Origin of the sequence: Lysinibacillus sp. NPDC093216, from assembly GCF_050280325.1 — a bacterium.
GTDB lineage: Bacteria > Bacillota > Bacilli > Bacillales_A > Planococcaceae > Lysinibacillus.
On sequence record NZ_JBNNVB010000004.1, the window covers coordinates 195,517 to 215,190 of the forward strand.

Annotated in this window: 23 protein-coding genes; 9 read left to right on the plus strand and 14 right to left on the minus strand. The window is 36.5% G+C overall.

Annotated elements, in window-relative coordinates; translation table 11 throughout:
- Positions 1-625: 625 nt before the first annotated feature.
- The 3 genes from ACQKOG_RS07075 to ACQKOG_RS07085 all read right to left on the minus strand — a co-directional run bounded on the left by ACQKOG_RS07075 (position 626) and on the right by ACQKOG_RS07085 (position 2,173).
- Positions 626-1,129, minus strand: coding sequence for a DinB family protein (locus ACQKOG_RS07075; protein WP_427445765.1), 504 nt, complete (start codon positions 1,127-1,129; stop codon positions 626-628).
- 73 nt (positions 1,130-1,202) lie between these two features.
- A complete protein-coding gene (locus tag ACQKOG_RS07080; RefSeq protein ID WP_402873979.1) occupies positions 1,203-1,745 on the minus strand; it encodes a TlpA family protein disulfide reductase in 543 nt (180 codons plus the stop codon).
- Between the two features lie 50 nt (positions 1,746-1,795).
- Positions 1,796-2,173, minus strand: a complete 378-nt coding sequence (locus ACQKOG_RS07085) for a hypothetical protein (RefSeq protein WP_427445768.1) — start codon at positions 2,171-2,173, stop codon at positions 1,796-1,798.
- 354 nt (positions 2,174-2,527) lie between these two features.
- Between ACQKOG_RS07085 and ACQKOG_RS07090 the strand changes: the two genes are divergently transcribed.
- Positions 2,528-3,007 carry a DUF6530 family protein gene (locus ACQKOG_RS07090; protein WP_427445770.1) on the plus strand — a complete coding sequence of 160 codons (480 nt, stop codon included), beginning with the start codon at positions 2,528-2,530 and terminating at the stop codon, positions 3,005-3,007.
- Positions 3,008-3,026: 19 nt separating this feature from the next.
- The gene (locus ACQKOG_RS07095) at positions 3,027-4,403 is read left to right on the plus strand and encodes an MATE family efflux transporter (protein ID WP_370075475.1); all 1,377 of its coding nucleotides are present in this window, start codon (positions 3,027-3,029) and stop codon (positions 4,401-4,403) included.
- A gap of 100 nt (positions 4,404-4,503) precedes the next feature.
- Here the strand turns inward: ACQKOG_RS07095 and ACQKOG_RS07100 are convergent, their stop codons facing one another.
- The 3 genes from ACQKOG_RS07100 to ACQKOG_RS07110 form a co-directional block, all read right to left on the minus strand.
- Entirely contained in the window at positions 4,504-4,842 is a 339-nt protein-coding gene (locus ACQKOG_RS07100) for a hypothetical protein (RefSeq protein WP_427445772.1), read from the minus strand.
- Between the two features lie 178 nt (positions 4,843-5,020).
- Positions 5,021-5,221: a cold-shock protein gene (locus ACQKOG_RS07105; protein WP_049667605.1), complete on the minus strand. Its 201-nt coding sequence runs from the start codon at positions 5,219-5,221 to the stop codon at positions 5,021-5,023.
- A 533-nt stretch (positions 5,222-5,754) separates the two neighbouring features.
- Entirely contained in the window at positions 5,755-6,678 is a 924-nt protein-coding gene (locus tag ACQKOG_RS07110; protein WP_427445775.1) for a substrate-binding domain-containing protein, read from the minus strand.
- A 147-nt stretch (positions 6,679-6,825) separates the two neighbouring features.
- On the opposite strand from ACQKOG_RS07110, the gene ACQKOG_RS07115 reads away from it, so the two are divergent.
- From ACQKOG_RS07115 to modB, 3 genes are all read left to right on the plus strand, one after another.
- Positions 6,826-6,996: a hypothetical protein gene (locus tag ACQKOG_RS07115; protein WP_402873987.1), complete on the plus strand. Its 171-nt coding sequence runs from the start codon at positions 6,826-6,828 to the stop codon at positions 6,994-6,996.
- A gap of 118 nt (positions 6,997-7,114) precedes the next feature.
- Positions 7,115-7,900, plus strand: a complete 786-nt coding sequence (gene modA, locus ACQKOG_RS07120) for a molybdate ABC transporter substrate-binding protein (protein WP_370075481.1) — start codon at positions 7,115-7,117, stop codon at positions 7,898-7,900.
- 3 nt (positions 7,901-7,903) lie between these two features.
- A complete protein-coding gene (gene modB, locus ACQKOG_RS07125; RefSeq protein WP_402873990.1) occupies positions 7,904-8,560 on the plus strand; it encodes a molybdate ABC transporter permease subunit in 657 nt (218 codons plus the stop codon).
- A 92-nt stretch (positions 8,561-8,652) separates the two neighbouring features.
- Here modB and moaD read toward each other — a convergent pair whose 3' ends face one another.
- From moaD to ACQKOG_RS07150, 5 genes are read right to left on the minus strand one after another with little or no spacing between them, the layout of a single operon-like run.
- Positions 8,653-8,886: a molybdopterin converting factor subunit 1 gene (moaD, locus tag ACQKOG_RS07130; protein WP_402873993.1), complete on the minus strand. Its 234-nt coding sequence runs from the start codon at positions 8,884-8,886 to the stop codon at positions 8,653-8,655.
- A complete protein-coding gene (locus ACQKOG_RS07135; protein ID WP_402873996.1) occupies positions 8,879-9,358 on the minus strand; it encodes a molybdenum cofactor biosynthesis protein MoaE in 480 nt (159 codons plus the stop codon). The genes moaD and ACQKOG_RS07135 overlap by 8 nt, the downstream gene beginning before the upstream one ends.
- Entirely contained in the window at positions 9,355-9,873 is a 519-nt protein-coding gene (mobB, locus tag ACQKOG_RS07140) for a molybdopterin-guanine dinucleotide biosynthesis protein B (RefSeq protein ID WP_402873998.1), read from the minus strand. The genes ACQKOG_RS07135 and mobB overlap by 4 nt, the downstream gene beginning before the upstream one ends.
- Entirely contained in the window at positions 9,840-11,132 is a 1,293-nt protein-coding gene (locus ACQKOG_RS07145; protein ID WP_402874001.1) for a molybdopterin molybdotransferase MoeA, read from the minus strand. The genes mobB and ACQKOG_RS07145 overlap by 34 nt, the downstream gene beginning before the upstream one ends.
- Before the next feature lie 14 nt (positions 11,133-11,146).
- On the minus strand, positions 11,147-12,163 hold the full coding sequence (locus ACQKOG_RS07150; RefSeq protein ID WP_402874085.1) for a thiazole biosynthesis adenylyltransferase ThiF: 1,017 nt from the start codon (positions 12,161-12,163) through the stop codon (positions 11,147-11,149).
- Between the two features lie 120 nt (positions 12,164-12,283).
- Here ACQKOG_RS07150 and ACQKOG_RS07155 point away from each other — a divergent pair, with 120 nt between their 5' ends.
- The 3 genes from ACQKOG_RS07155 to moaC are packed head-to-tail and all read left to right on the plus strand — an operon-like array spanning position 12,284 to position 13,843.
- A complete protein-coding gene (locus ACQKOG_RS07155) occupies positions 12,284-12,778 on the plus strand; it encodes a MogA/MoaB family molybdenum cofactor biosynthesis protein (RefSeq protein ID WP_402874004.1) in 495 nt (164 codons plus the stop codon).
- The gene (locus ACQKOG_RS07160; RefSeq protein ID WP_402874006.1) at positions 12,775-13,368 is read left to right on the plus strand and encodes a molybdenum cofactor guanylyltransferase; all 594 of its coding nucleotides are present in this window, start codon (positions 12,775-12,777) and stop codon (positions 13,366-13,368) included. Before ACQKOG_RS07155 ends, ACQKOG_RS07160 begins: the two co-directional genes overlap by 4 nt.
- Positions 13,361-13,843: a cyclic pyranopterin monophosphate synthase MoaC gene (gene moaC / locus ACQKOG_RS07165; protein WP_370075498.1), complete on the plus strand. Its 483-nt coding sequence runs from the start codon at positions 13,361-13,363 to the stop codon at positions 13,841-13,843. Before ACQKOG_RS07160 ends, moaC begins: the two co-directional genes overlap by 8 nt.
- Positions 13,844-13,926: 83 nt before the next feature.
- Here the strand turns inward: moaC and moaA are convergent, their stop codons facing one another.
- The 3 genes from moaA to ACQKOG_RS07180 are packed head-to-tail and all read right to left on the minus strand — an operon-like array spanning position 13,927 to position 16,125.
- Positions 13,927-14,943 (minus strand): GTP 3',8-cyclase MoaA, encoded by a 1,017-nt coding sequence (gene moaA / locus ACQKOG_RS07170; RefSeq protein WP_402874088.1) that lies wholly within the window; start codon positions 14,941-14,943, stop codon positions 13,927-13,929.
- 24 nt (positions 14,944-14,967) lie between these two features.
- Positions 14,968-15,765: a formate dehydrogenase accessory sulfurtransferase FdhD gene (fdhD, locus tag ACQKOG_RS07175; RefSeq protein ID WP_370075500.1), complete on the minus strand. Its 798-nt coding sequence runs from the start codon at positions 15,763-15,765 to the stop codon at positions 14,968-14,970.
- Between the two features lie 12 nt (positions 15,766-15,777).
- Complete coding sequence (locus tag ACQKOG_RS07180; RefSeq protein WP_049667590.1) at positions 15,778-16,125, minus strand: DUF2294 domain-containing protein; 348 nt, start codon at positions 16,123-16,125, stop codon at positions 15,778-15,780.
- 615 nt (positions 16,126-16,740) lie between these two features.
- Between ACQKOG_RS07180 and fdhF the strand changes: the two genes are divergently transcribed.
- Positions 16,741-19,674 carry a formate dehydrogenase subunit alpha gene (gene fdhF / locus ACQKOG_RS07185; RefSeq protein WP_402874010.1) on the plus strand — a complete coding sequence of 978 codons (2,934 nt, stop codon included), beginning with the start codon at positions 16,741-16,743 and terminating at the stop codon, positions 19,672-19,674.

Genomic DNA, 19,674 nt, shown 5'->3' on the forward strand with positions numbered 1-19,674 from the left:
TATCGCAGGACGTGATGCTCTTAGCCTTCGTTCCTCTATCGCTAATCCCCAAAAAGTAGCCCCGTCTCCACTCCAATCAACTTATATCAATTGCCTTGGCATAATTGCCGCTGTCCCTTCATAGGTAATTATAATGATTACAAATTATTTTATATAACAGGAGGGTCTTTTTAATATGTCCTATATAAACGAATTACTGAATTATATTGATAGTGCTTCAATCGAGATTTTACTCGAACTTTTTTTGGTAACGACCTGTATTTCAACCATAATTTATTTAGCAACTAAAAACAAATACATTTCGTACTTATCGTCTGCGCCAATATTTTATTTTCTTTCAATAAGTTTCAGCAACAATTCACACTTCATTCTGCTTGTCTTAGCAATGACAGTTCAAGCCTCTGTTATTTTATTTATCCAGAAGAAGAATCTACTAAAGGTAATAACAATGAAAGACAAAGCTCACGACAGTATTTAACATGATAAAATAAAGGACTTGTTTTTACGATTTATCAACAAGTCCTTTTACTCTTTTATACTATCAATTTAATTTCCTCTAACACTGCTTATTTCCATGAATATCTGATAGTATTGCTACTTTCACATATCCTCAGCTTAATTAGTTTTACATTTCTGGAGCTTCCATACCGAAATTTGTCCATTCTTCTTTAGCTGGACCATAAATGCCTGGGACAGTTAATCCCGCCTGTCGCATAAGAACCGTCATTTGTCCACGATGGTGATTCTGATGTTGAATCAAAAACCCTAACAGTGTACCAATTCGCATTTCTTGACCGAAAAAATTGATGTGCTCGTGAAGGGTTTGATCAGTCCAATTGGTTTTTACAGCTTGCACAAACGCATTATTGACTTGAGAATAGCTATCTGCAATAAATTGTGCTGAAGTAGGAACAGGATAATCTTTAGTTGGACCTTCAAATGCTAAATTTGAATTTGAATTAATGATGCGAATTGCAGCAACAGTATGCCAAGCAATACGTCCTAAAGTCCAATTTTCAGACGTTATTTCCTGTTTAAGTGATTCATCAGTTAGATTATTCAATAACCTCTGTGTACAATTTGCTTCGAACTCCCAAGACTTAAAAAAATCATTTAAACTCTGATACATAATAATCCCCCCTCTTTTCTTAAAAGTGACGACAACAGAAAAGTGCTCTCATCGTAAAGGAAATGTTTATAGATTAGTAGAGGTTTTCAATATATTTATTTAATTCTTTTTGATTAATCGATCCTTTTATCGTGGACATTAATTTACCTTTAGAATCAAATATAAAAGTTGTTGGATAAGCAAATATTTCAAATGATTTTTGAAGTGTACCGTCTAAATCAAGAAATATAGGAAAATTCAAATTGTATGACTCTTGAAATTTCATGGCATTTTCAATACTATCTTTAGAAGTTGCATTGATCGCTAACAGCTCAACATTTTCAGGTTTATTTTTATAAAAATCCCTTAATTCGGAAGCTTCTTCTTGGCATGGTCCACACCAAGATGCCCAGAAGTTAACGATTAGGACCTTTCCATTGTATTCTTTAAATGTTGTTGATGATTCGTCTAATCGTGTTAACTTTGCATCAAAAACAAGCTGTTTTGTCCCATCTTCATTTTCTGCTATCGGATTGACTGTTGCTTCTTTTATGAATACATTTTTGAAAACAATCCCTACAAGTAATACGACTATCAAAGCTGAGAAATATAAACCTAAACGCTTTTTAATTTGCATAAATAATCACCTAAATTGCCCCTTTTAAATATCGTTTTTTTTTAATGTACCTAGATTGAATTTTGATAAGCTAATATTAAATTTTCTTTGGCTTTCTGACCTGCTAATCCAGTTTTTAATACTTCATCTGATGTTTGATGATCTAAAGTTTTTGTGAATTGGTTTAATAGGTTATCTTTCAACACATCGGGCATCTCCCCTGTGCTTTGATCTGTATCATGTCCCTTTGGTAATTTAGTTTCTTTAATCATTACTCTTTCCCCATCTAATTTAGTTACATAATGACGAATATAACCACCTTCTCTTTTAATTTCATATTTCGCTTTTGCCAGCTTATTTTTATCTAAAAATAAATCTGGAGATAGTCTATTAATCTCACCTTTTTTATTCGTATGTATGTAATTATTATTTGTAGATTGGATCCTCATTTTAGTGTCCTCTTTCATTCGTTTTTTCGATATTCAAAGTAGAATACTTAATTAATTTTCCATTATGTAAATCAATTACCATTTTAACCAATTTAATTAATTCGGTCTACTCTCTATAAATCGTAATAGCTATCCCCTGCAAAAAATTCTTTCGAACAAATCAGTAGTAATTCTCATATTAATATTGCGAAGATTATCTTGATGTTCCCTTTATAACTGGTTTATTCACGAGATCCATTATATGAAAAATTTTCCACATAAAGATTGACCTCCAAATTTGTCCAATGTTATATTTACTAATGCAGTAATTTACTAAATTACTAAAAATTAAATTAACAAAGGGAGATGTAATTGTTGAAAATACCTACACATTTAAAGCATAAACCTGTTATTGTTGCTGAAAATTACGCCAATATAGATGGGCGCACTGCTTATCATACAGATGCACAGGGGCTCTCACTTGGTTTAGCTCAATGGAATGACAGAGGCAAGGTTGATATTTCTGCTAAAGTGTGGCGTCATACAGGTGGTAAATGGTCACGTCAATCGGAGGAATTACCACTTCATCGCGTGCTTGACCTCGCTATATTAGTATGTGAATCTCAGCTTCATTTTAAGGAAGCTTATCGCTACGATCATTTATATGATGAAGAAAATCCTGTTATTAAACGTGTTGGCTTACAAGGGGATGCAATGACAGTGGAAGTATGTACGGATAATGAACAAATTGAAGAAGATATTAAGCTCTTTAGTCAAGCTTTAAGTGCGGATGGTGAACTAATTGGCGAACGCCTGCGCACGCTATCACATATTTTAAAGGAAATGGGTTATTAAAACCCAAGAGGGGATAAAAATGAACCAACAAATTTTACATGATGATAAGAAACTGCAAAAAGCTTTTTTTAACTTTTTAATCCCGATTATGCTAGCGAATGTGCTGCAGTCACTAGGGCAAGTCTTTGGCATGTTTATCGTTGGGCGCAATTTAGGTGTTGATGCGCTAGCGGCAATTTCAGCATTCTTTCCATTCTTCTTCTTTTTAATGGCATTTGCTATTGGGATTGGCTCAGGTAGCTCGATTTTAGTAGGGCAAACTTATGGGGCTGGCAATCATGAGAAGATGAAGGAGGTTGTAGGGGTAACTTTAGCCTTTACAACGATTTTATCGATTGTCGTCGCGATTTTTGGTGGCTTTTTCATTGAGTGGATTTTACGCTTTATGCAAACACCTGCAAATATTTTAGATATGAGTATTAGCTATGCTCAAATCTTATTTTTCACACTACCGATTATGTTCTGGTATATGGTGTACACAACTTTTATGCGTGGTGTAGGTGATTCTAAAACACCCTTTTTATTTTTAGTCATAAGTGTTATTTTAAATATCGCATTCCTACCACCATTAGTTTTCGGCTGGCTTGGTCTGCCTAAGTTTGGCTTAAACGGTGCTGCTTATGCTTCTGTTTTATCGAATTTGGTGACGATGATATTGTTATTTGCCTACTTGCATAAAACAAAGCATATTTTACGCTTAGACAAATCGATTTTACAGCATTTTAAATTAAAGAAGGATATTTTAGCTTCATTATTAAAATTAGCCATTCCAGCAAGCATTAGTATGGTTGCGATCTCTGTAGCAGAAATTGCTGTAATAGGCTTCGTTAATGTTTACGGCTCCGATGCTACTGCCGCTTACGGTGTTGTCAATCAGGTCGCTAGCTATGCACAGGTGCCCGCGATGAGTATTGCTATTGCGACATCTGTATTTGTGGCGCAGGCTTTAGGGGCAAACTCTACGGATATGATTAAAAAAATTCGTCAATTTGGTGTGCTCGTTAACTATATTTTAGGTGGCGCGATTATTTTAATAATGTATTTATTTGCGGAGCCTATTTTATCTTTCTTTATTGATAAACAGGATACGGTACTTATCGCCAAGGATTATTTATATATCGCGTTTTGGAGTTATTTAATTTTTGGCCATACACAAACCGTTTCAGCTACAATGCGAGCTACAGGTGTTGTCTTGTGGCCTACAATTTTCCTAGTCATCGCAATTTGGGTAGTCGAGGTACCATTGGCGTTTATTTTATCGCACTACACGTCATTCGAACTAAATGGCGTTTGGATCGCTTACCCTACTACCTTCTGTGTGCATTTTGTATTACAATACGCATACTTCAAGCTAGGATGGCAAAAACGAACATTAAAAGCAATGCTCAGCGATTGATTTTTATGTTCGAGTCTGTAGACAAAGTTATATGTAACTTTGTCTACAGCAATTTTATATAGGTATTTGGGGTAAATAGAATTTGTTGATTTCCCATTATTTAAGCTTGATTAGGTGGAATTATTCCCCAAACAAGTAGGAGAAAGAATACTAACCCAATTAAAAAGAATATTAGTGAAGTAATAAATATCGGACCTATTTGATAAGTGAACTGTTCTCTTTTCTGAATTATGCCTGTTTGCCCACTAACTTGAGATGCAAATAATCTAGACATAGCTCCCCCACTACTTGAAAAGTAAAAAGTACCCCCAGCAAAAACTATACCAGTGAAAAACATTACCTCGATAAATCTTACGGAGAAAAATGAAGCAATAAAATACGTAATTAAAACTTCCACAATAAATGCTACTATCATAATTATCAAATTTTTCCTACTCATATAAATCCCCCTACTCTTCAAAGTTTATGCTTCTTACTCTGTATACGATTTAAATTGTATTAAGTTCTAATTTTACACTTATTAACCAATCCGTTTTTTCTTTACAACACTTCTTTTTTCGCATAAAAAAAAGGCATCCTAATGAAAGGATGCCTTTTCTATGGTTACATCATTAAAATTAAAGTTTTACGATGTTTGTAGCTTGAGGTCCACGTTGGCCTTCTTCTACTGAGAACTCAACTTTTTGACCTTCTTCAAGTGTTTTGAAACCGTCACCTTGGATAGCTGAGAAGTGAGCGAAAACGTCATTTCCACCTTCTACTTCGATGAATCCAAAACCTTTTTCTGAGTTAAACCATTTTACTGTACCTTGTGCCATTTTGCATGACCTCCATTAATAATATTTAAGTAAAATCATTTTAATTCAAAAGAAAAAATCCACATATTACAAAAAGCATCAAACAAAACACGATTACTCTTTGTAATATGTGAATTTATTGTTCTCTTGAAAACGATTTTATTATACTTAATATATAAGAAAAAATCACATTTGTCTAGTGTAAAAGAAGATTTTCTAAAATTTAGTTTCTTATTTGCCCGCTTTGTTACAAAAATAAGTTCAACTATGAGGTATATTTAATCCTTTTTAGATCAATGTAATCCTTTAGCGGCGGATATTTTTTGTGCGAAAGCGTAGCGGCAGCAACGTGTTCTGTCTGTGAGAAAGCGTAGCGTTCAGTAACAGCACGAGGTTGGTCACGAAGGTTTATCACAGGACGTGATGGTTTTAGCCTTCGTACCTCTATTGCTAATCCCCAAGGAGTCGCTCAGACTTCACTCCAATCAACCACTTCACGTTGCATTTATCGTATCTTCTGAAATGCCACCCTTATTTATAGTGCTAAAAGAAGTTTAAAGTGTTTCATATATAACTTGTCCCATTTGAGTGACGTCATAATCTCCTAGTGCGACTACTTCTGATTGGAAATCTGGTGAATTTAAAATCTCTTTTACCGATTCAATCAGCAGTTGGTTTTCGGGTGTTTTTAATAGGACAATATCATAACGTTCTCTAATAAGTGGTATAAAGTCAACCTCTATGAGTTTTGATATTTTTTCAATACCTATTCCAATGTCTGCATGCCCTTTTGCGACAGCAGAAGCTACATCTATATGGCTCATTTCTTCTTCGTTATACCCTTCAATTGAGGATGGAGATATGTGATGAATACGTAACTGTTCATCTAGGAAAGTACGAGCACCTGAGCCTTTTTCACGATTCATCAATTTTAGTGATTTAGTCTTAAAATCATCCATTGATTGAATTTGCAATGGGTTTCCTTTTTGAACATAAAAACCTGCACGGCGTGAAATTAGATTGAGAAGAATATAAGAGTGACTTACAAAAATCTTTTTCAAATAAGGTGTATTATATTCCTCTGTATCACCATCGTACAAATGTAAACTCGCAATATCACAATCCCCGTTATACAACGCCATAACACCATTAAAGCTACCTTCATGCGAGCGCAACACTTTATTAGATTGTTTTTTCTCTATATATTTCCCTAATAAGTCTAAGGCTAAATCTTGGCCGCTAATAATAATCTTTTTATTTTTTGTCGAAGGAGAAGTCGAGGCAGTAGATGCAGCAGGAGTTGCTCCTGTCTTGTTCTTTTGTATATATAATTGTAAATCGGTTTTATCCACACGCATTTGTCGACCTACACGAAAAATGGGTAAATCACCCTTTTTCACTAAATCGTAGATCGTTAATTTTGATACCTTTAATAATTGAGCCACCTCTTCAATCGTATAGGAATGTTCATGTGACATGTAAAAAATCTCCCCTTCTGCTTCTATTGATTCTATAGTAACGTAATTATAATATTTTTAGACCATCACCATAACGTGTGGTTGATTTCCGTTCCGACTGGGCGCTTTGTTGCTGTCGCACAGAGCAAAGCTTCCTGGGGGCGTCCGATGAGCCGCTTGGGCCAACACGATGTTGGTCACGAAGGCGTTATCACAGGACGTGATGGTTTTAGCCTTCGTTCCTCTATTGCTAATCCCCAAGGAGTCGCCCAGCCTCCACTCCAATCAACTTATTTACATAGTATACGTTTAACAAAACTCATCTACAACTTTTGGTGATGAACCATATTTTTTACATCTTGAAAGTTTCTAGCGATTTGGTATTTCTTTTTTAGACATAACTAATTATAATTAGTTATGTCTTGTTATAACGAGTTATAAAAGGAGTATAATCAAAGTGAAAAAGTATTATAGTTTAATAGCTTCATTGGTACTACTGATTGGTATTTTAGCAGGTTGTGGTAGCCAAGGGAGCAACAACAAAACAAACGAGTCTGTTGAATTAACAATTTCCGCAGCAGCTAGTTTACAAGATTCATTAGAAGAACTTCAAAAAGCCTATCAAAATGAACACGATAATATTAAAATCACATTTAACTTTGGTGGCTCTGGTGCTTTACAACAACAAATTGTAGAAGGTGCTCCTGTTGATCTTTTCTTTTCAGCAGCAGAAGATAAGTTTGATGAGTTAGTACAAAAAGGTTTAATCGACAAAAAACAAGGAACGGATCTTTTAGCGAACGAATTAGTATTAATCGTTCCTAAGAAAAATGAAAAACAGATTCAATCATTTGAAGACTTATCGAAAGTTGATAAGATTGCCATTGGTACACCTGAAACGGTCCCTGCTGGCAAGTACGGTATAGAAACACTGAGAAACATGAACCTTTGGGAAAATGTAGAATCGAAAGTAGTCTATACAAAAGACGTACGACAAGTTCTTACTTATACAGAAACTGAAAATGTTGATGCAGGTTTGGTTTATAAAACAGATGCCCTTGTGTCAGAAAAAGTCAATGTCGTTGCTACAGCCAAAGAAGATACACATACGCCTATTATTTATCCTGTAGGTGTTATCAAAGATAGTAAGCATGCGAAAGAAGCGGAAGATTTTTATCACTATTTACAAAGTGATCAAGCGATGAAAGTATTTAAAAAATACGGCTTTCAAGGAACTCATTAATAGATGAGTACTGATTTCTGGTCACCTCTTAAGCTTTCTATTGAGATAGCGCTTGTGTCAGGAATAATTGTGATAGTAGCAGGTATTCTATTTGGTAAATGGATGGCAAAACGCAATTTCAAAGGAAAATTATTTCTAGAAACAGTGTTACTTTTACCATTAGTATTACCTCCTACTGTAATAGGATTTCTTCTTATTATTATTTTTGGCAAAAACAGTGTACTAGGTAACTTGATTACATGGCTTTTTAACCAACCCGTTATGTTCACTTGGTGGGCCGCAGTCATTGCCTCTACTGTTGTTGCATTTCCTTTAATGTATCAATCAGCTAAAACTGGCTTTGAATCTGTTGATGTGGACATTGAGAACGCTGCACGTGTTGATGGTGCTAACGAATGGCAAGTCTTTTTCTTTATTTCTATCCCTCTTGCATTAAAATCAATTGTCTCAGGTGGAATTTTAAGTTTCACACGAGCTTTAGGTGAATTTGGTGCAACCTTAATGTTTGCCGGTAACCTTCCAGGCAAAACGCAAACTACGCCACTTGCTATTTATATGGCGATTGGTTCAGGTAACATGTCGCTCGCTTGGTCATGGGTGATTTGTATGATAGGTATTTCCTTTCTTATGCTTCTGAGCGTTCATCTCATTAAGGCATAAGGTGAAACGGTCTTCCCCCTACTTTTACAGGGTAAATATAGTAAAAGATGTAGTCGGTGCAAAGTAAACTGTACCAACTACATCTTTTCTTTTTATCCTCCACTAATGGGTGGAATAAAGGCGATTGTATCCCCTTCTATTACAACTGTTACATCTGTTGCAAATTCCTCATTTACTGCCGTCATAACATGTTGTAAATTAACTTGTGGATATTGTATTTCCATCCATTCTTTAATTTGTCCAATTGTTCGGTCTGACAGGTCTACACATAATTTTGACTCACCGATTATTTCTTGTAAGTGAGCAAATAGTAATATGTTAATCACAAGATTCCTCCTCACTGATTGATGGATTTCCTTTTGGATAAGGGACATTTTCTAATTGATCACCAATCCATTCAGTGCCATCTTCCCAATACTCTTTTTTCCAAATAGGCACAATTTGTTTAATACGGTCAATCGCAAATTCATTGGCTTCATAGGCTATTTTACGATGTGGTGATGAAACCGCAATGACAACGGCAATATCCGAAATTCCCAAATGACCAACACGATGTGTAATGGCTACTTTCGCTTCTGGCCATCGCTCTTGTATTTCTTTAGATATTTGTTCGAACATTTTAATAGCCATAGATGGATAGGCCTGATATTCCAAATGTAGTGTTTTCTTGCCTTTCGTCATTTCACGTACTGTTCCGATGAAAACAGTGATTGCACCAGCATTTCGATCTGTTACTTTTTGTCTAACTTCTTCAACATCAATTGGTTTATCCATGATTTCAAACAACGATGTAGTCATGATTTTCTCCTCATTTCCTGCATAAGAACTTCCATATATTGCGCTTTTTCTTGAATTGAATAAGTTGGGTAATCTAACGGTTTCCTAAGTGGATATGTCGGCCAATAAAGAACACAGACGATATTGCCTACCTTTTCTAGCAAGGATTCATCTTCCTCCTGTCGCAAAAGAACAACCTTCGGATAGTCTTCATTTTTATAGCCTTCAATGAAAATAAGATCCATATTAAATGTTTCATAAATAGCTAGTATATCAGCAAGCTGAAAGTTACTTTGGTGAATGCTCATGCGCAAAGTACCTTCTCCCTCAACTGCTGTCACACTTGCGCCAGCCTTCTCATGACGAACACTATCTTTTGAACTTTCTATCATAGGGATACCACCATGTCCATGATGCTTGATTGTTCCTACACGAAAGCCTTCTGTAGTGGCTTGAGTAATGAGTTGTTCCATTAACGTTGTCTTCCCACTATTTTGATAGCCTACGATTTGTAAGATTTTTCGATGTTGCCCCATGGCCACTCACTTCCCTGCAAATCTTCTAATAATAAAACAACAACTTGCATTCCTTTTTCGTATCCACGTGATCCACCTGGTAATACAATAAAAGAATTGGCTTCTGCTAAGGAAGAAACGGCACTAGATTTATCGAACCCTGAAGGAACTGCAACTAAATGACCGTTTTCGTAAGACGCATTCGCACGCACAAAACGGGTAAACGGATTCGGTTTTTTAAAGTCCGCATTTAAAACAGCCTGCTCTCTACGTAAATGTGGTTGCTTATTACCAAAAGCTGAACGAATAATAGGTCGTGTAAATAATTCAAAACCAACATAACAAGCTGATGGATTACCTGAAAGTCCAAATAATAATTGACCATTTCGAGCCGCAACAGTTGTTACACTGCCTGGTCGCATTGCTACTTTATTAAAAAGTACTTGTGCGTCAATGGCTTCATAAATAGCAGGTAAGTAATCATAATCACCTACTGATACTCCTCCTGTTGTAATCAAAATGTCTACTTCCTGAAGAGCTTTTTCAACAGCTTGTATACATAAATTTAGATCATCGCTAAACTTACCAAAATATTTGACGGTTGCCCCAGCACGTTCAATTTGAGCCATTATCATATATGCATTGCTATTACGAATTTTCCCTGGCTGCAAAGCATCACTCGGTTCTAGTAATTCACTTCCTGTTGCAATTACGCCAACGATTGGTTTTCGAAAAACAGGTACTTGATCATAACCAAAAGTAGCAAGTAATGCGACAACACCTGGATTGATGTATTGTCCTTTTTCCATAAGAATTGCGCCTTTTTGAACGTCCTCTCCCTTATAGGAAATATTTGTTCCTGTTTCATAAGAGCGTTTAATCGACATATAAGATTGATTGTCTTCTTCAAATGTGTGCGTTAATTCTAGCATAACGACTGCATCACATCCGTTAGGGATAGGAGCTCCTGTCATAATGCGCACCGCTTCTTGATTACCTACTTCTCTCTCATATACATAGCCCGCGCCAATTTCCCCTACTACTTTAAAGGTTACTGGATTGTCCGAACTTGCCTCTTGACTATCAACCGAGCGAATAGCATAGCCATCATAAGGTGAACGATTAAAGGCTGGTACATCTTGGTCTGCAGCTACATCTTCTGCTAAAAAACGTCCATGTGCTTGCTGTAGTGAAACGACCTCTATTTTTTCTTGGAATGCAAACTCCATGACACGTTGAACAGCTTCTCCAACAGCAATTGGTTTTCTTTTTTCTAACATTTTAGAACACTCCTTTATCCGAATAAACGATAATAAATGGTTTTAGCTTTTTGTATATCTTGTACACCGTGAATGACAACTCGTCCATCTTGGAAAATCACTAGACGATAATCTTCTGCTTGGCAAGATAATAAATAGGGATTTTGCTGAATATCACCATAGGGACTAAGTTTGATAGCGAGCTGATCAAAATTATAGTGAATCGGTTTTGCTGGACGTATTTGAATAGCATCGCGACCACATAGTACATTTAACTTTGTTTGATTTTCATATGATAAATACGGATAGGTCGGATTTTTGCCACAGGATGGACAGTCATGATTGCGAATTTTTTCTACGTTTATTTCATAGTGTTGGTTTTGCCAAACATCAAAAGTTAAATAACTTTTTCGTAATGCTTCTTCATCGCCTACTAAAAACTTTAATACCTCAGCTACTTGATAAGCTGCGACGATTTGAACAGTCGGACTTATAATTCCTACTGTATCGCATGTCATCCCTGTATTAGGCATCGCTGCTAGCAAACAATGTAAGCAAGGTGTTTTACCTGGCACAATCGTATAAGTAGCGCCATAACTACCAACACAAGAACCATAAACCCAAGGGATTTGATATTTTTGTGCAAGATCGTTCATCATAAAGCGAATATCGAAGTTGTCCGTTGCATCCAGCATAATATCTACATCTGCAAGCAGTGGGATTATTTGCTCTGTACACGCATCAAAAATATATTCGTTAATTTCTACCTCTGCGTTAATGCTTTGTAGTCGTTTTTTTGCAGCGATTACTTTAGGAACTTTTTCTTGCGCATCTCGTTCGGTATATAGTTGTTGTCTTTGTAAATTACTCCACTCTACATAATCACGATCAATAATCGTCAATTTTCCGACGCCTGCCCTTACAAGAGCCTCTGCGCTAGCACTGCCTAAAGCACCAACTCCTATCATCAGGACATGCTTTTCTTTTAGTAGTAGCTGCCCGTTTTCTCCGATTGGGCTGAATAATTGTTGTCTAGAATATCTATTATGCATAAACATTTTTGCCTTTCTTTCTATGAATTTTAGTTTGACCTTTTAATATATAGCTTTATAATAAAAGCAATGTTTTTCAGCAAAAACAAAAATCAACTCTTTAAAAGGAGGTCTTTTACCTTGCATCCCACACATAGTGAACTTCCTATACGAGCTGCCATTTTAACAGTAAGCGACACACGCACGAAGGCGGATGATCGTGGTGGTCAGCGTATTCAATCATTACTTCAAGAAGCTTCATTTGAATTAATAGACTACCAAATGTCAAAAGATGAACCTCTTGAAATCTCAAACCATGTACAAAAATGGTGCGATGATCAAACCATTAATACCATTATCGTAACAGGAGGAACAGGATTTACACCGAGAGACCAAACTTATGACACGATTCTCCCTCTTTTCGAAAAAGAAATGATGGGATTTGGTGAATTATTCCGAACACTCAGCTATGAAGAAATAGGCCCAAAAGCCATGTTTAGTCGTGCAACAGCGGGTAGTCGCGATAAAACAGCTATTTATGTACTACCAGGTTCCACTAATGCCGTGACACTTGCCATGACAAAACTGATTCTTCCTACTGTGCAACATTTTGTCGGTGAGTTGAATCGCATATGAAAACGGCTGGTGTTGTCTTAGCTGGCGGCCAATCTTCACGGTATGGTCAACCGAAAATGTTCGAATTTTTTGCTGGTCTACCTTTATATAAGCACAGTCTCATAGCCTTACAAAAAAATCAACTACAGCCTTTAATTATTGCTACAAATGCTAGCTTGCAATCAACGTTTGTAGAAGAAAATGTCCATTGGATCATTGAAGAACAGCCTCATCAAGGACCTCTGTTTGCCTTGCATAATATAATGACAAATTTTCCGGAAGTAGAGTGGTTTTTCGTAATAGCAAGTGATATGCCTTTTATTAATGCAGAATTTGTCCAAACTATGCTCACATTTATCGATGATCGTTATGATGCGATTGTTCCTAAACAAGCTTCAAGATTACAACCTCTTGCTGCTTTATATCGACGCAGTGCTTTGCCAATAGCACAGCAATTAGTCCAACAAAACAAGCGAAGTATGAAAGTCTTGTTAGAGCAACTTCAAGTATGTTATGTCCCATTTGAAGAAGAAAGCTCAACATTTATCAATATCAATTCTCAACAAGATTGGCTACAAACATTTGAAAGGAAGTCTAATAATAATGAGTAATTTTACACACTGGAATGAAGAAGGTCGCCCCAAAATGGTCGACATTTCAGATAAAACAATCACAAACCGTACAGCGATCGCTCGTAGTACAATCACGTTATCCGATGAAGTCTATCAAGCTATCCAACAGGGAGGCATTAAAAAAGGCGACCCTACGCAAGTGGCACAAATTGCTGGGATTATGGGCGCTAAAAAAACGGCTGATATTATCCCAATGTGCCATCCGATTATGTTACAAGGAACAGATCTTCAATTTGAATATACAAAAGCAGAGGATGGTTACGAACTACACATTCAAGCTACTGTAAAATGTAATGGTAAAACAGGCGTCGAAATGGAAGCACTAACCGCTGTATCCATTGCTGCACTGACTTTTTATGATATGTGTAAAGCCGTCGACAAATCTATGGTCATTAAAGAAACATACCTTGTTCAAAAAACAGGCGGAAAAAGTGGCGACTTTGTGCATAAATAAACAGAAAAAATCCGGCATTATTTTGCCGATTTTTTTCTGTCTTTTAACAAAAGTCACCAGCAACTAATACCACTCTATTTCGTCTACCCACCGATATGTGACATTTCAATTTTTGAGTTTTTCCTTTTTTCCATTGTCTGTTCATTTCGTTCATCGGAATAGCGATCTTCTCTATTTTCCCAAACATTCGAAATGCATTGGGTGATGGTTTCATCATCTTCCCCAGACCTTAACAAATCTCGGAGATTCGTTCCCTCTGTTGCAAATAAACACGTATATAATGTGCCTTCTGCCGAAATACGAGCACGCGAACAAGTGGAGCAGAAAGAATCTGTTACAGATGATATCACGCCAATTTCACCCTGAGCATCCTCATATTGATAACGCGTAGCCACTTCCCCTTTATAATTAGGGTCAACAAGATGCAAAGGGGAAAATTGGTTGACCTGGTCAGTGATTTCTTTCTTCGACACAACCTCATCCAGTCGCCAACCATTCGAATTACCGACATCCATATATTCAATAAAGCGCAGAATATGCTGTTTCTCTTTAAAATACTCTGCCATTGAAATGATATCTTGCTCATTTTTTCCTTTTTGAACGACCATATTGATCTTCACTTGTAAACCCGCTTCTGCCGCTTTTTCTATACCTTCTAATACCGTTTTCACTTTTCCTCGATGGCCATTCATCTCGAAAAAACGTTCTTCATTTAGAGAATCTAGGCTAACAGCTACTCGTGATAAACCTGCTCTCGCCAATTCATTGGCATATTTTTTCAACAATGTGCCATTGGTCGTTAAGGCAATATCTTCTACGCCATCTATGCGATGTATACGTTCAATTAATGTCGGCAGATCACGACGTAGTAAAGGCTCACCACCAGTAATGCGTACTTTTTTCACACCTAATGAAACGAAAATCTTTACTAATCGCTCGATTTCTTCAAAACTCAATATTTTATCGGACGGTAAAAAAGCATAATCTGGACCAAATACTTCTGCAGGCATGCAATATTGACAACGAAAATTACAACGATCTGTCACGGATATCCTTAAATCTCTTAATGGTCTGTATAGTTGGTCTTGTAGACTAGTAATTTTAATCTCTTCCTTTCATTTTGATCAATTTCTAGGTAAGTGAATACGTTCTTTGTGTGTATAAATATTAAGTGCATTTTGACGAATAAAGCCTACCGTCGTAATACCAAGTTGCTCTGCCAATTGCAATGCTAATTCTGTTGGAGCCGATTTGGACAGCACAATTTCACAGCCAATTTTCGATACTTTAAGTAAAATTTCAGATGAAATCCTTCCGCTAAATACGATAATTTTGTCCTGAATGCTAATTTTGTTTTTTAGGCAATAACCATAGATTTTATCTAAGGCATTATGGCGTCCAATATCCATTCTACTTAATAAAACACCATTCGCATCACATAACGCTGCATTATGAACACCACCAGTTTGCTTGAATGTTTCGGCCAAATCTTGCATATCGCGCATTAAACGAAAACAATCATCTGTTGTAATACGCACATGAATGCCTTCCATTTTTTTAGCTACTAATGCATCATTAGCAAAAACAAAACCTTGGCGGCTCATGCCACAACAAGAAGTAATGTAACGTTTATTTTGAATTTGTTGAAAGTAAGGATTCACACGCTTTGTTTTAACATGCACAAAACCTTCTTTTTCTTGGTGCCAAATCGCTTCAATATCTTCGTAATCGCGAATAATTCGTTCAGAAGCCAAGTATCCAATAACCATATCTTCTACATACTCTGGTGTGCAAACCATCGTCACGAATTCTTGCTCATTAATCTTTACTGTGACTGCATATTCTGTGACAACGGTATCTTCTATTTCTTTGATTTGATTACCTTCAACACGTATTATTTCTCTAGTTACTGCGCGTTCCATATGGCATCCCTTCTATTCACTAATATTATCTTCAAAAACAAAGACAGAAATAGCAAAATCTTCTTCAATTTTGATATCTGAAAATAAATGGAGTAACTTAGTACCCATCAATTCTTCCATGCCTTCTGGAGGTGATTTAGTATACAAATCTTGAATCATTCTTGTACGTGCAGCATGAACCATTTTTAACCCTTCAGGCGTACTCGCAATAAATTTTTCTGTCGGTGTGATATTACCATATAAAGTTGAGACAGCCATGTTCTCTACGAAAACAGTATGAATACGCTCTGGTCCTTTTCCAAATATATCTTTGCGTAGTTTTCGAATAATGTCGTTGAACTCATGCACTTTTTTTGACATTTTAACGATTCTCCCAACGTAATTAATCTTTTTTTCCTATGTTCATGGGGGTTACCCATACAGTTTGTTAATAATATAGCAACTTAAATAAAAATTAAAGAGAAAATATCCAATGATAATTATTATCAGTTAATAAATTTTATTATAATTATTGTCCATTTTGACTGAAAAGGCTATAATAATGGGTATTACATATGGAATGAAAGTATTTTGATTCCTATGTCATGGTTTCATACAACTAAGTTTGAACTATAGGCATGGTGGTTTTAATATTTATATTCTATAGTTATATTGAATAAAAAATAAAAGTTGATTGAATTTTTAGCAAGGCCTGTTAAGAATTTTATCCACCATGAATAAATAGCATGTTAGTACATGCCTTTTCATGGTGGATTTTTTTATTTTTGAGCAATATCAACATCGACAACTAATAATTAATGTTTCTTCATCTATGTTGGTGTAGAAATTGGACAAATTGGGAAATGACATTATAACAAGACAATTTTTTAAAAGTAACAAGACAATCAAAATAAAACTCGTAACTCTATTCCCGATTTATCCTAAGTATTAACCTGTTGTCAAATAAGTCTCAAAGAGCAAAAGGAGGAAAATACTTTGACTACAATTAAAATTAATGGCCAACCGTATGATGTAGCTGAGGGAGCTACAATACTTGATACCATTAATCAAAATGGCATCGCCCATCCACAAATTTGTCATGTACCATCTGTTGATCCTATCGAAACTTGTGATACATGTATCGTCGAAGTGAATGGACAATTAGTTCGCTCTTGTTCAACAAAAGCAGTAAACGGCATGGATATCCAACTTACTTCTGATAAAGCGAAAGCTGCACAAACAGAGGCGATGGATCGTCTACTAGAAAATCATTTACTGTACTGTACTGTTTGTGATAATAACAACGGAAATTGTACATTACACAACACAGCAGAATTAATGGAAATCGAACATCAAAAATATCCGTATCAACCAAAAGTCGAACCACACGAAGTAGACATGTCGCACCCGTTTTATCGATATGATCCAAACCAATGTATCGCATGTGGACAATGTGTAGAGGTTTGCCAAAACCTACAAGTTAATGAAACATTATCTCTTGACTGGGAAGCTGAAAGACCAAAAGTAGTTTGGGATGAAGGCGTTGCCATTAACGATTCTTCATGTGTAGGCTGTGGGCAATGTGTTACCGTTTGTCCATGTAACGCATTAATGGAAAAATCAATGCTTGGTGAAGCTGGCTTTATGACTGGGCTTAAACAAGAAACATTAGATCCGATGATTAGTTTAATTAAGGAAGTCGAGCCTGGCTATAGCGGTATCTTTGCTGTTTCTGAAGTCGAGGCTGCTATGCGTAGTAAACGTACGAAGAAAACAAAAACAGTTTGTACTTTCTGTGGTGTAGGTTGTTCGTTTGAAGTTTGGACAAAAGATCGCAAAATTTTAAAAGTACAACCTTCTGAAGGTCCTGTAAATGCTATTTCTACTTGTGTAAAAGGAAAATTCGGCTGGGACTTCATCAACTCTGAAGAACGAATTACAAAACCATTAATTCGTAAAAATGATGCATTTGTTGAATCTTCATGGGATGAAGCTCTTGACTTAATTGCTACTAAACTAGGTGGCATTCAAAAAGAACACGGTTCTGGTTCTGTCGGCTTTATTTCTTCTTCAAAAATTACAAACGAAGAAAACTACTTAATTCAAAAAATGGCACGTCAATTATTCGAAACAAACGATGTTGATAACTGCTCACGCTATTGTCAATCTCCAGCTACAGATGGCCTACTACGCACAGTTGGTATAGGTGGCGACGCTGGAACGATCAAAGATATCGCAAAAGCTGGCCTTGTTATTATTGTTGGGGCAAACCCTGCAGAAGGTCACCCTGTTTTAGCTACTCGTGTAAAACGTGCCCATAAGTTACACGGTCAAAAATTAATTGTTTCCGACATTCGTAAACATGAAATGGCTGAGCGTTCTGATATTTTCATGCGTCCAAAGCAAGGTACAGACCAAGTATGGTTAATGGCTGTTACAAAATACATGATCGATCAAGGTTGGCATGATGAAGCCTTCATTAAAGAGAACGTGCACTTCTTTGATGATTTTAAAGATGTACTTGAAACATACACACTAGAATATGCAGAAAAAGAAACGGGCATTTCAAAAGAAACTTTGATAAATGTTGCTGAAATGATTCGTGATGCTGACGGTACATGTGTACTTTGGGGTATGGGTGTTACACAAAATACAGGTGGCTCATATACATCAGCTGCAATTTCTAACCTACTTCTAGCTACTGGTAACTATCGTCGTCCAGGTGCAGGTGCCTACCCTCTTCGTGGTCACAACAATGTTCAAGGTGCTTGTGATATGGGTACACTACCAAATCTATTACCAGGTAATCAAAAAGTAATAGACGACGAAGCACGTAAGAAATTTGAAGAAGCATATGGTGTGAAAATCAAACCTGAACCAGGTCGTACGAATATGGCAATGTTAGATGCGATCATGGAAGGTAAAATGAAAGCAATGTATTTAGTTGGGGAAGATATGGCACTTGTAGATTGCGATGCTAACCATGTAGATAAAGTACTTTCACAATTAGACTTCTTTGTTGTACAAGATTGCTTCCTTTCACGTACAGCACAATATGCGGATGTTATTTTACCAGCAGCACCTTCTCTTGAAAAAGAAGGTACTTTCACGAATACAGAGCGTCGTGTACAACGACTATATCAAGTATTACCAACACTTGGTGAATCAAAAGCCGATTGGGAAATCCTTCAATTAGTAGCACGTCGCCTAGGTGCTGACTGGAATTACAGTCACCCAAGTGAAATCTTTGCTGAAATGGCTAGTCTTGCTCCATTCTTCTCGCAAGCGAACTATGATGTATTAGAAAATTGGGGTAGCTTCTGTTGGGGTAGCAATGATGGTAAAGACACACCTTTACTATATGAGGATGGCTTTAACTTCCCTGACAAAAAAGCTCGCTTTGCTTTAAATGATTGGATCAGACCGGTTGAATATGAAGCGCAATATGATTGCCATATTAACAACGGTCGTATGCTTGAACACTTCCATGAAGGTAATATGACAAATAAATCAAAAGGTATTCAATCCAAAGTACCTGAAATTTTTGTTGAAGTATCACCAGAACTAGCAAAAGAACGCGGCATTGAAGATGGAGCTCTTCTTCGTTTAGTGTCTCCTCAGGGCGCATTAAAATTAAATGCCCTAGTAACAGATCGTGTACAAGGAAATGAACTTTTCTTACCTATGAACTCTGTTAGCAAAGATTCAGCGATTAATTTCTTAACGGGGCCAGCTGGAGACATCAATACATCGACACCGGCGTACAAACAAACAAAAGTACGCGTAGAAGTATTGAAACAAAAAGGAAAATCTCCACTTCCTAGAACAAACCCGCGTTATAAAAAACGTCATCCACAAAATGGTGTTGAGGTACAACGTAAATGGAATCGTCCTGGTTACGTTCACTTAACAACTAACGAAAGGGAGTGA

Excerpts from the sequence above, each read along its gene's own strand:
- ACQKOG_RS07075 (WP_427445765.1), bottom strand. The coding sequence starts at position 1,129 with ATGTATCAGAGTTTAAATGATTTTTTTAAGTCTTGGGAGTTCGAAGCA.
- ACQKOG_RS07080 (WP_402873979.1), bottom strand. The coding sequence starts at position 1,745 with ATGCAAATTAAAAAGCGTTTAGGTTTATATTTCTCAGCTTTGATAGTC.
- ACQKOG_RS07085 (WP_427445768.1), bottom strand. The coding sequence starts at position 2,173 with ATGAGGATCCAATCTACAAATAATAATTACATACATACGAATAAAAAA.
- ACQKOG_RS07095 (WP_370075475.1), top strand. The coding sequence starts at position 3,027 with ATGAACCAACAAATTTTACATGATGATAAGAAACTGCAAAAAGCTTTT.
- ACQKOG_RS07100 (WP_427445772.1), bottom strand. The coding sequence starts at position 4,842 with ATGAGTAGGAAAAATTTGATAATTATGATAGTAGCATTTATTGTGGAA.
- ACQKOG_RS07105 (WP_049667605.1), bottom strand. The coding sequence starts at position 5,221 with ATGGCACAAGGTACAGTAAAATGGTTTAACTCAGAAAAAGGTTTTGGA.
- ACQKOG_RS07110 (WP_427445775.1), bottom strand. The coding sequence starts at position 6,678 with ATGTCACATGAACATTCCTATACGATTGAAGAGGTGGCTCAATTATTA.
- ACQKOG_RS07115 (WP_402873987.1), top strand. The coding sequence starts at position 6,826 with ATGAGCCGCTTGGGCCAACACGATGTTGGTCACGAAGGCGTTATCACA.
- modB (WP_402873990.1), top strand. The coding sequence starts at position 7,904 with ATGAGTACTGATTTCTGGTCACCTCTTAAGCTTTCTATTGAGATAGCG.
- ACQKOG_RS07135 (WP_402873996.1), bottom strand. The coding sequence starts at position 9,358 with ATGACTACATCGTTGTTTGAAATCATGGATAAACCAATTGATGTTGAA.
- mobB (WP_402873998.1), bottom strand. The coding sequence starts at position 9,873 with ATGGGGCAACATCGAAAAATCTTACAAATCGTAGGCTATCAAAATAGT.
- ACQKOG_RS07145 (WP_402874001.1), bottom strand. The coding sequence starts at position 11,132 with ATGTTAGAAAAAAGAAAACCAATTGCTGTTGGAGAAGCTGTTCAACGT.
- ACQKOG_RS07150 (WP_402874085.1), bottom strand. The coding sequence starts at position 12,163 with ATGCATAATAGATATTCTAGACAACAATTATTCAGCCCAATCGGAGAA.
- ACQKOG_RS07160 (WP_402874006.1), top strand. The coding sequence starts at position 12,775 with ATGAAAACGGCTGGTGTTGTCTTAGCTGGCGGCCAATCTTCACGGTAT.
- moaC (WP_370075498.1), top strand. The coding sequence starts at position 13,361 with ATGAGTAATTTTACACACTGGAATGAAGAAGGTCGCCCCAAAATGGTC.
- fdhD (WP_370075500.1), bottom strand. The coding sequence starts at position 15,765 with ATGGAACGCGCAGTAACTAGAGAAATAATACGTGTTGAAGGTAATCAA.
- ACQKOG_RS07180 (WP_049667590.1), bottom strand. The coding sequence starts at position 16,125 with ATGTCAAAAAAAGTGCATGAGTTCAACGACATTATTCGAAAACTACGC.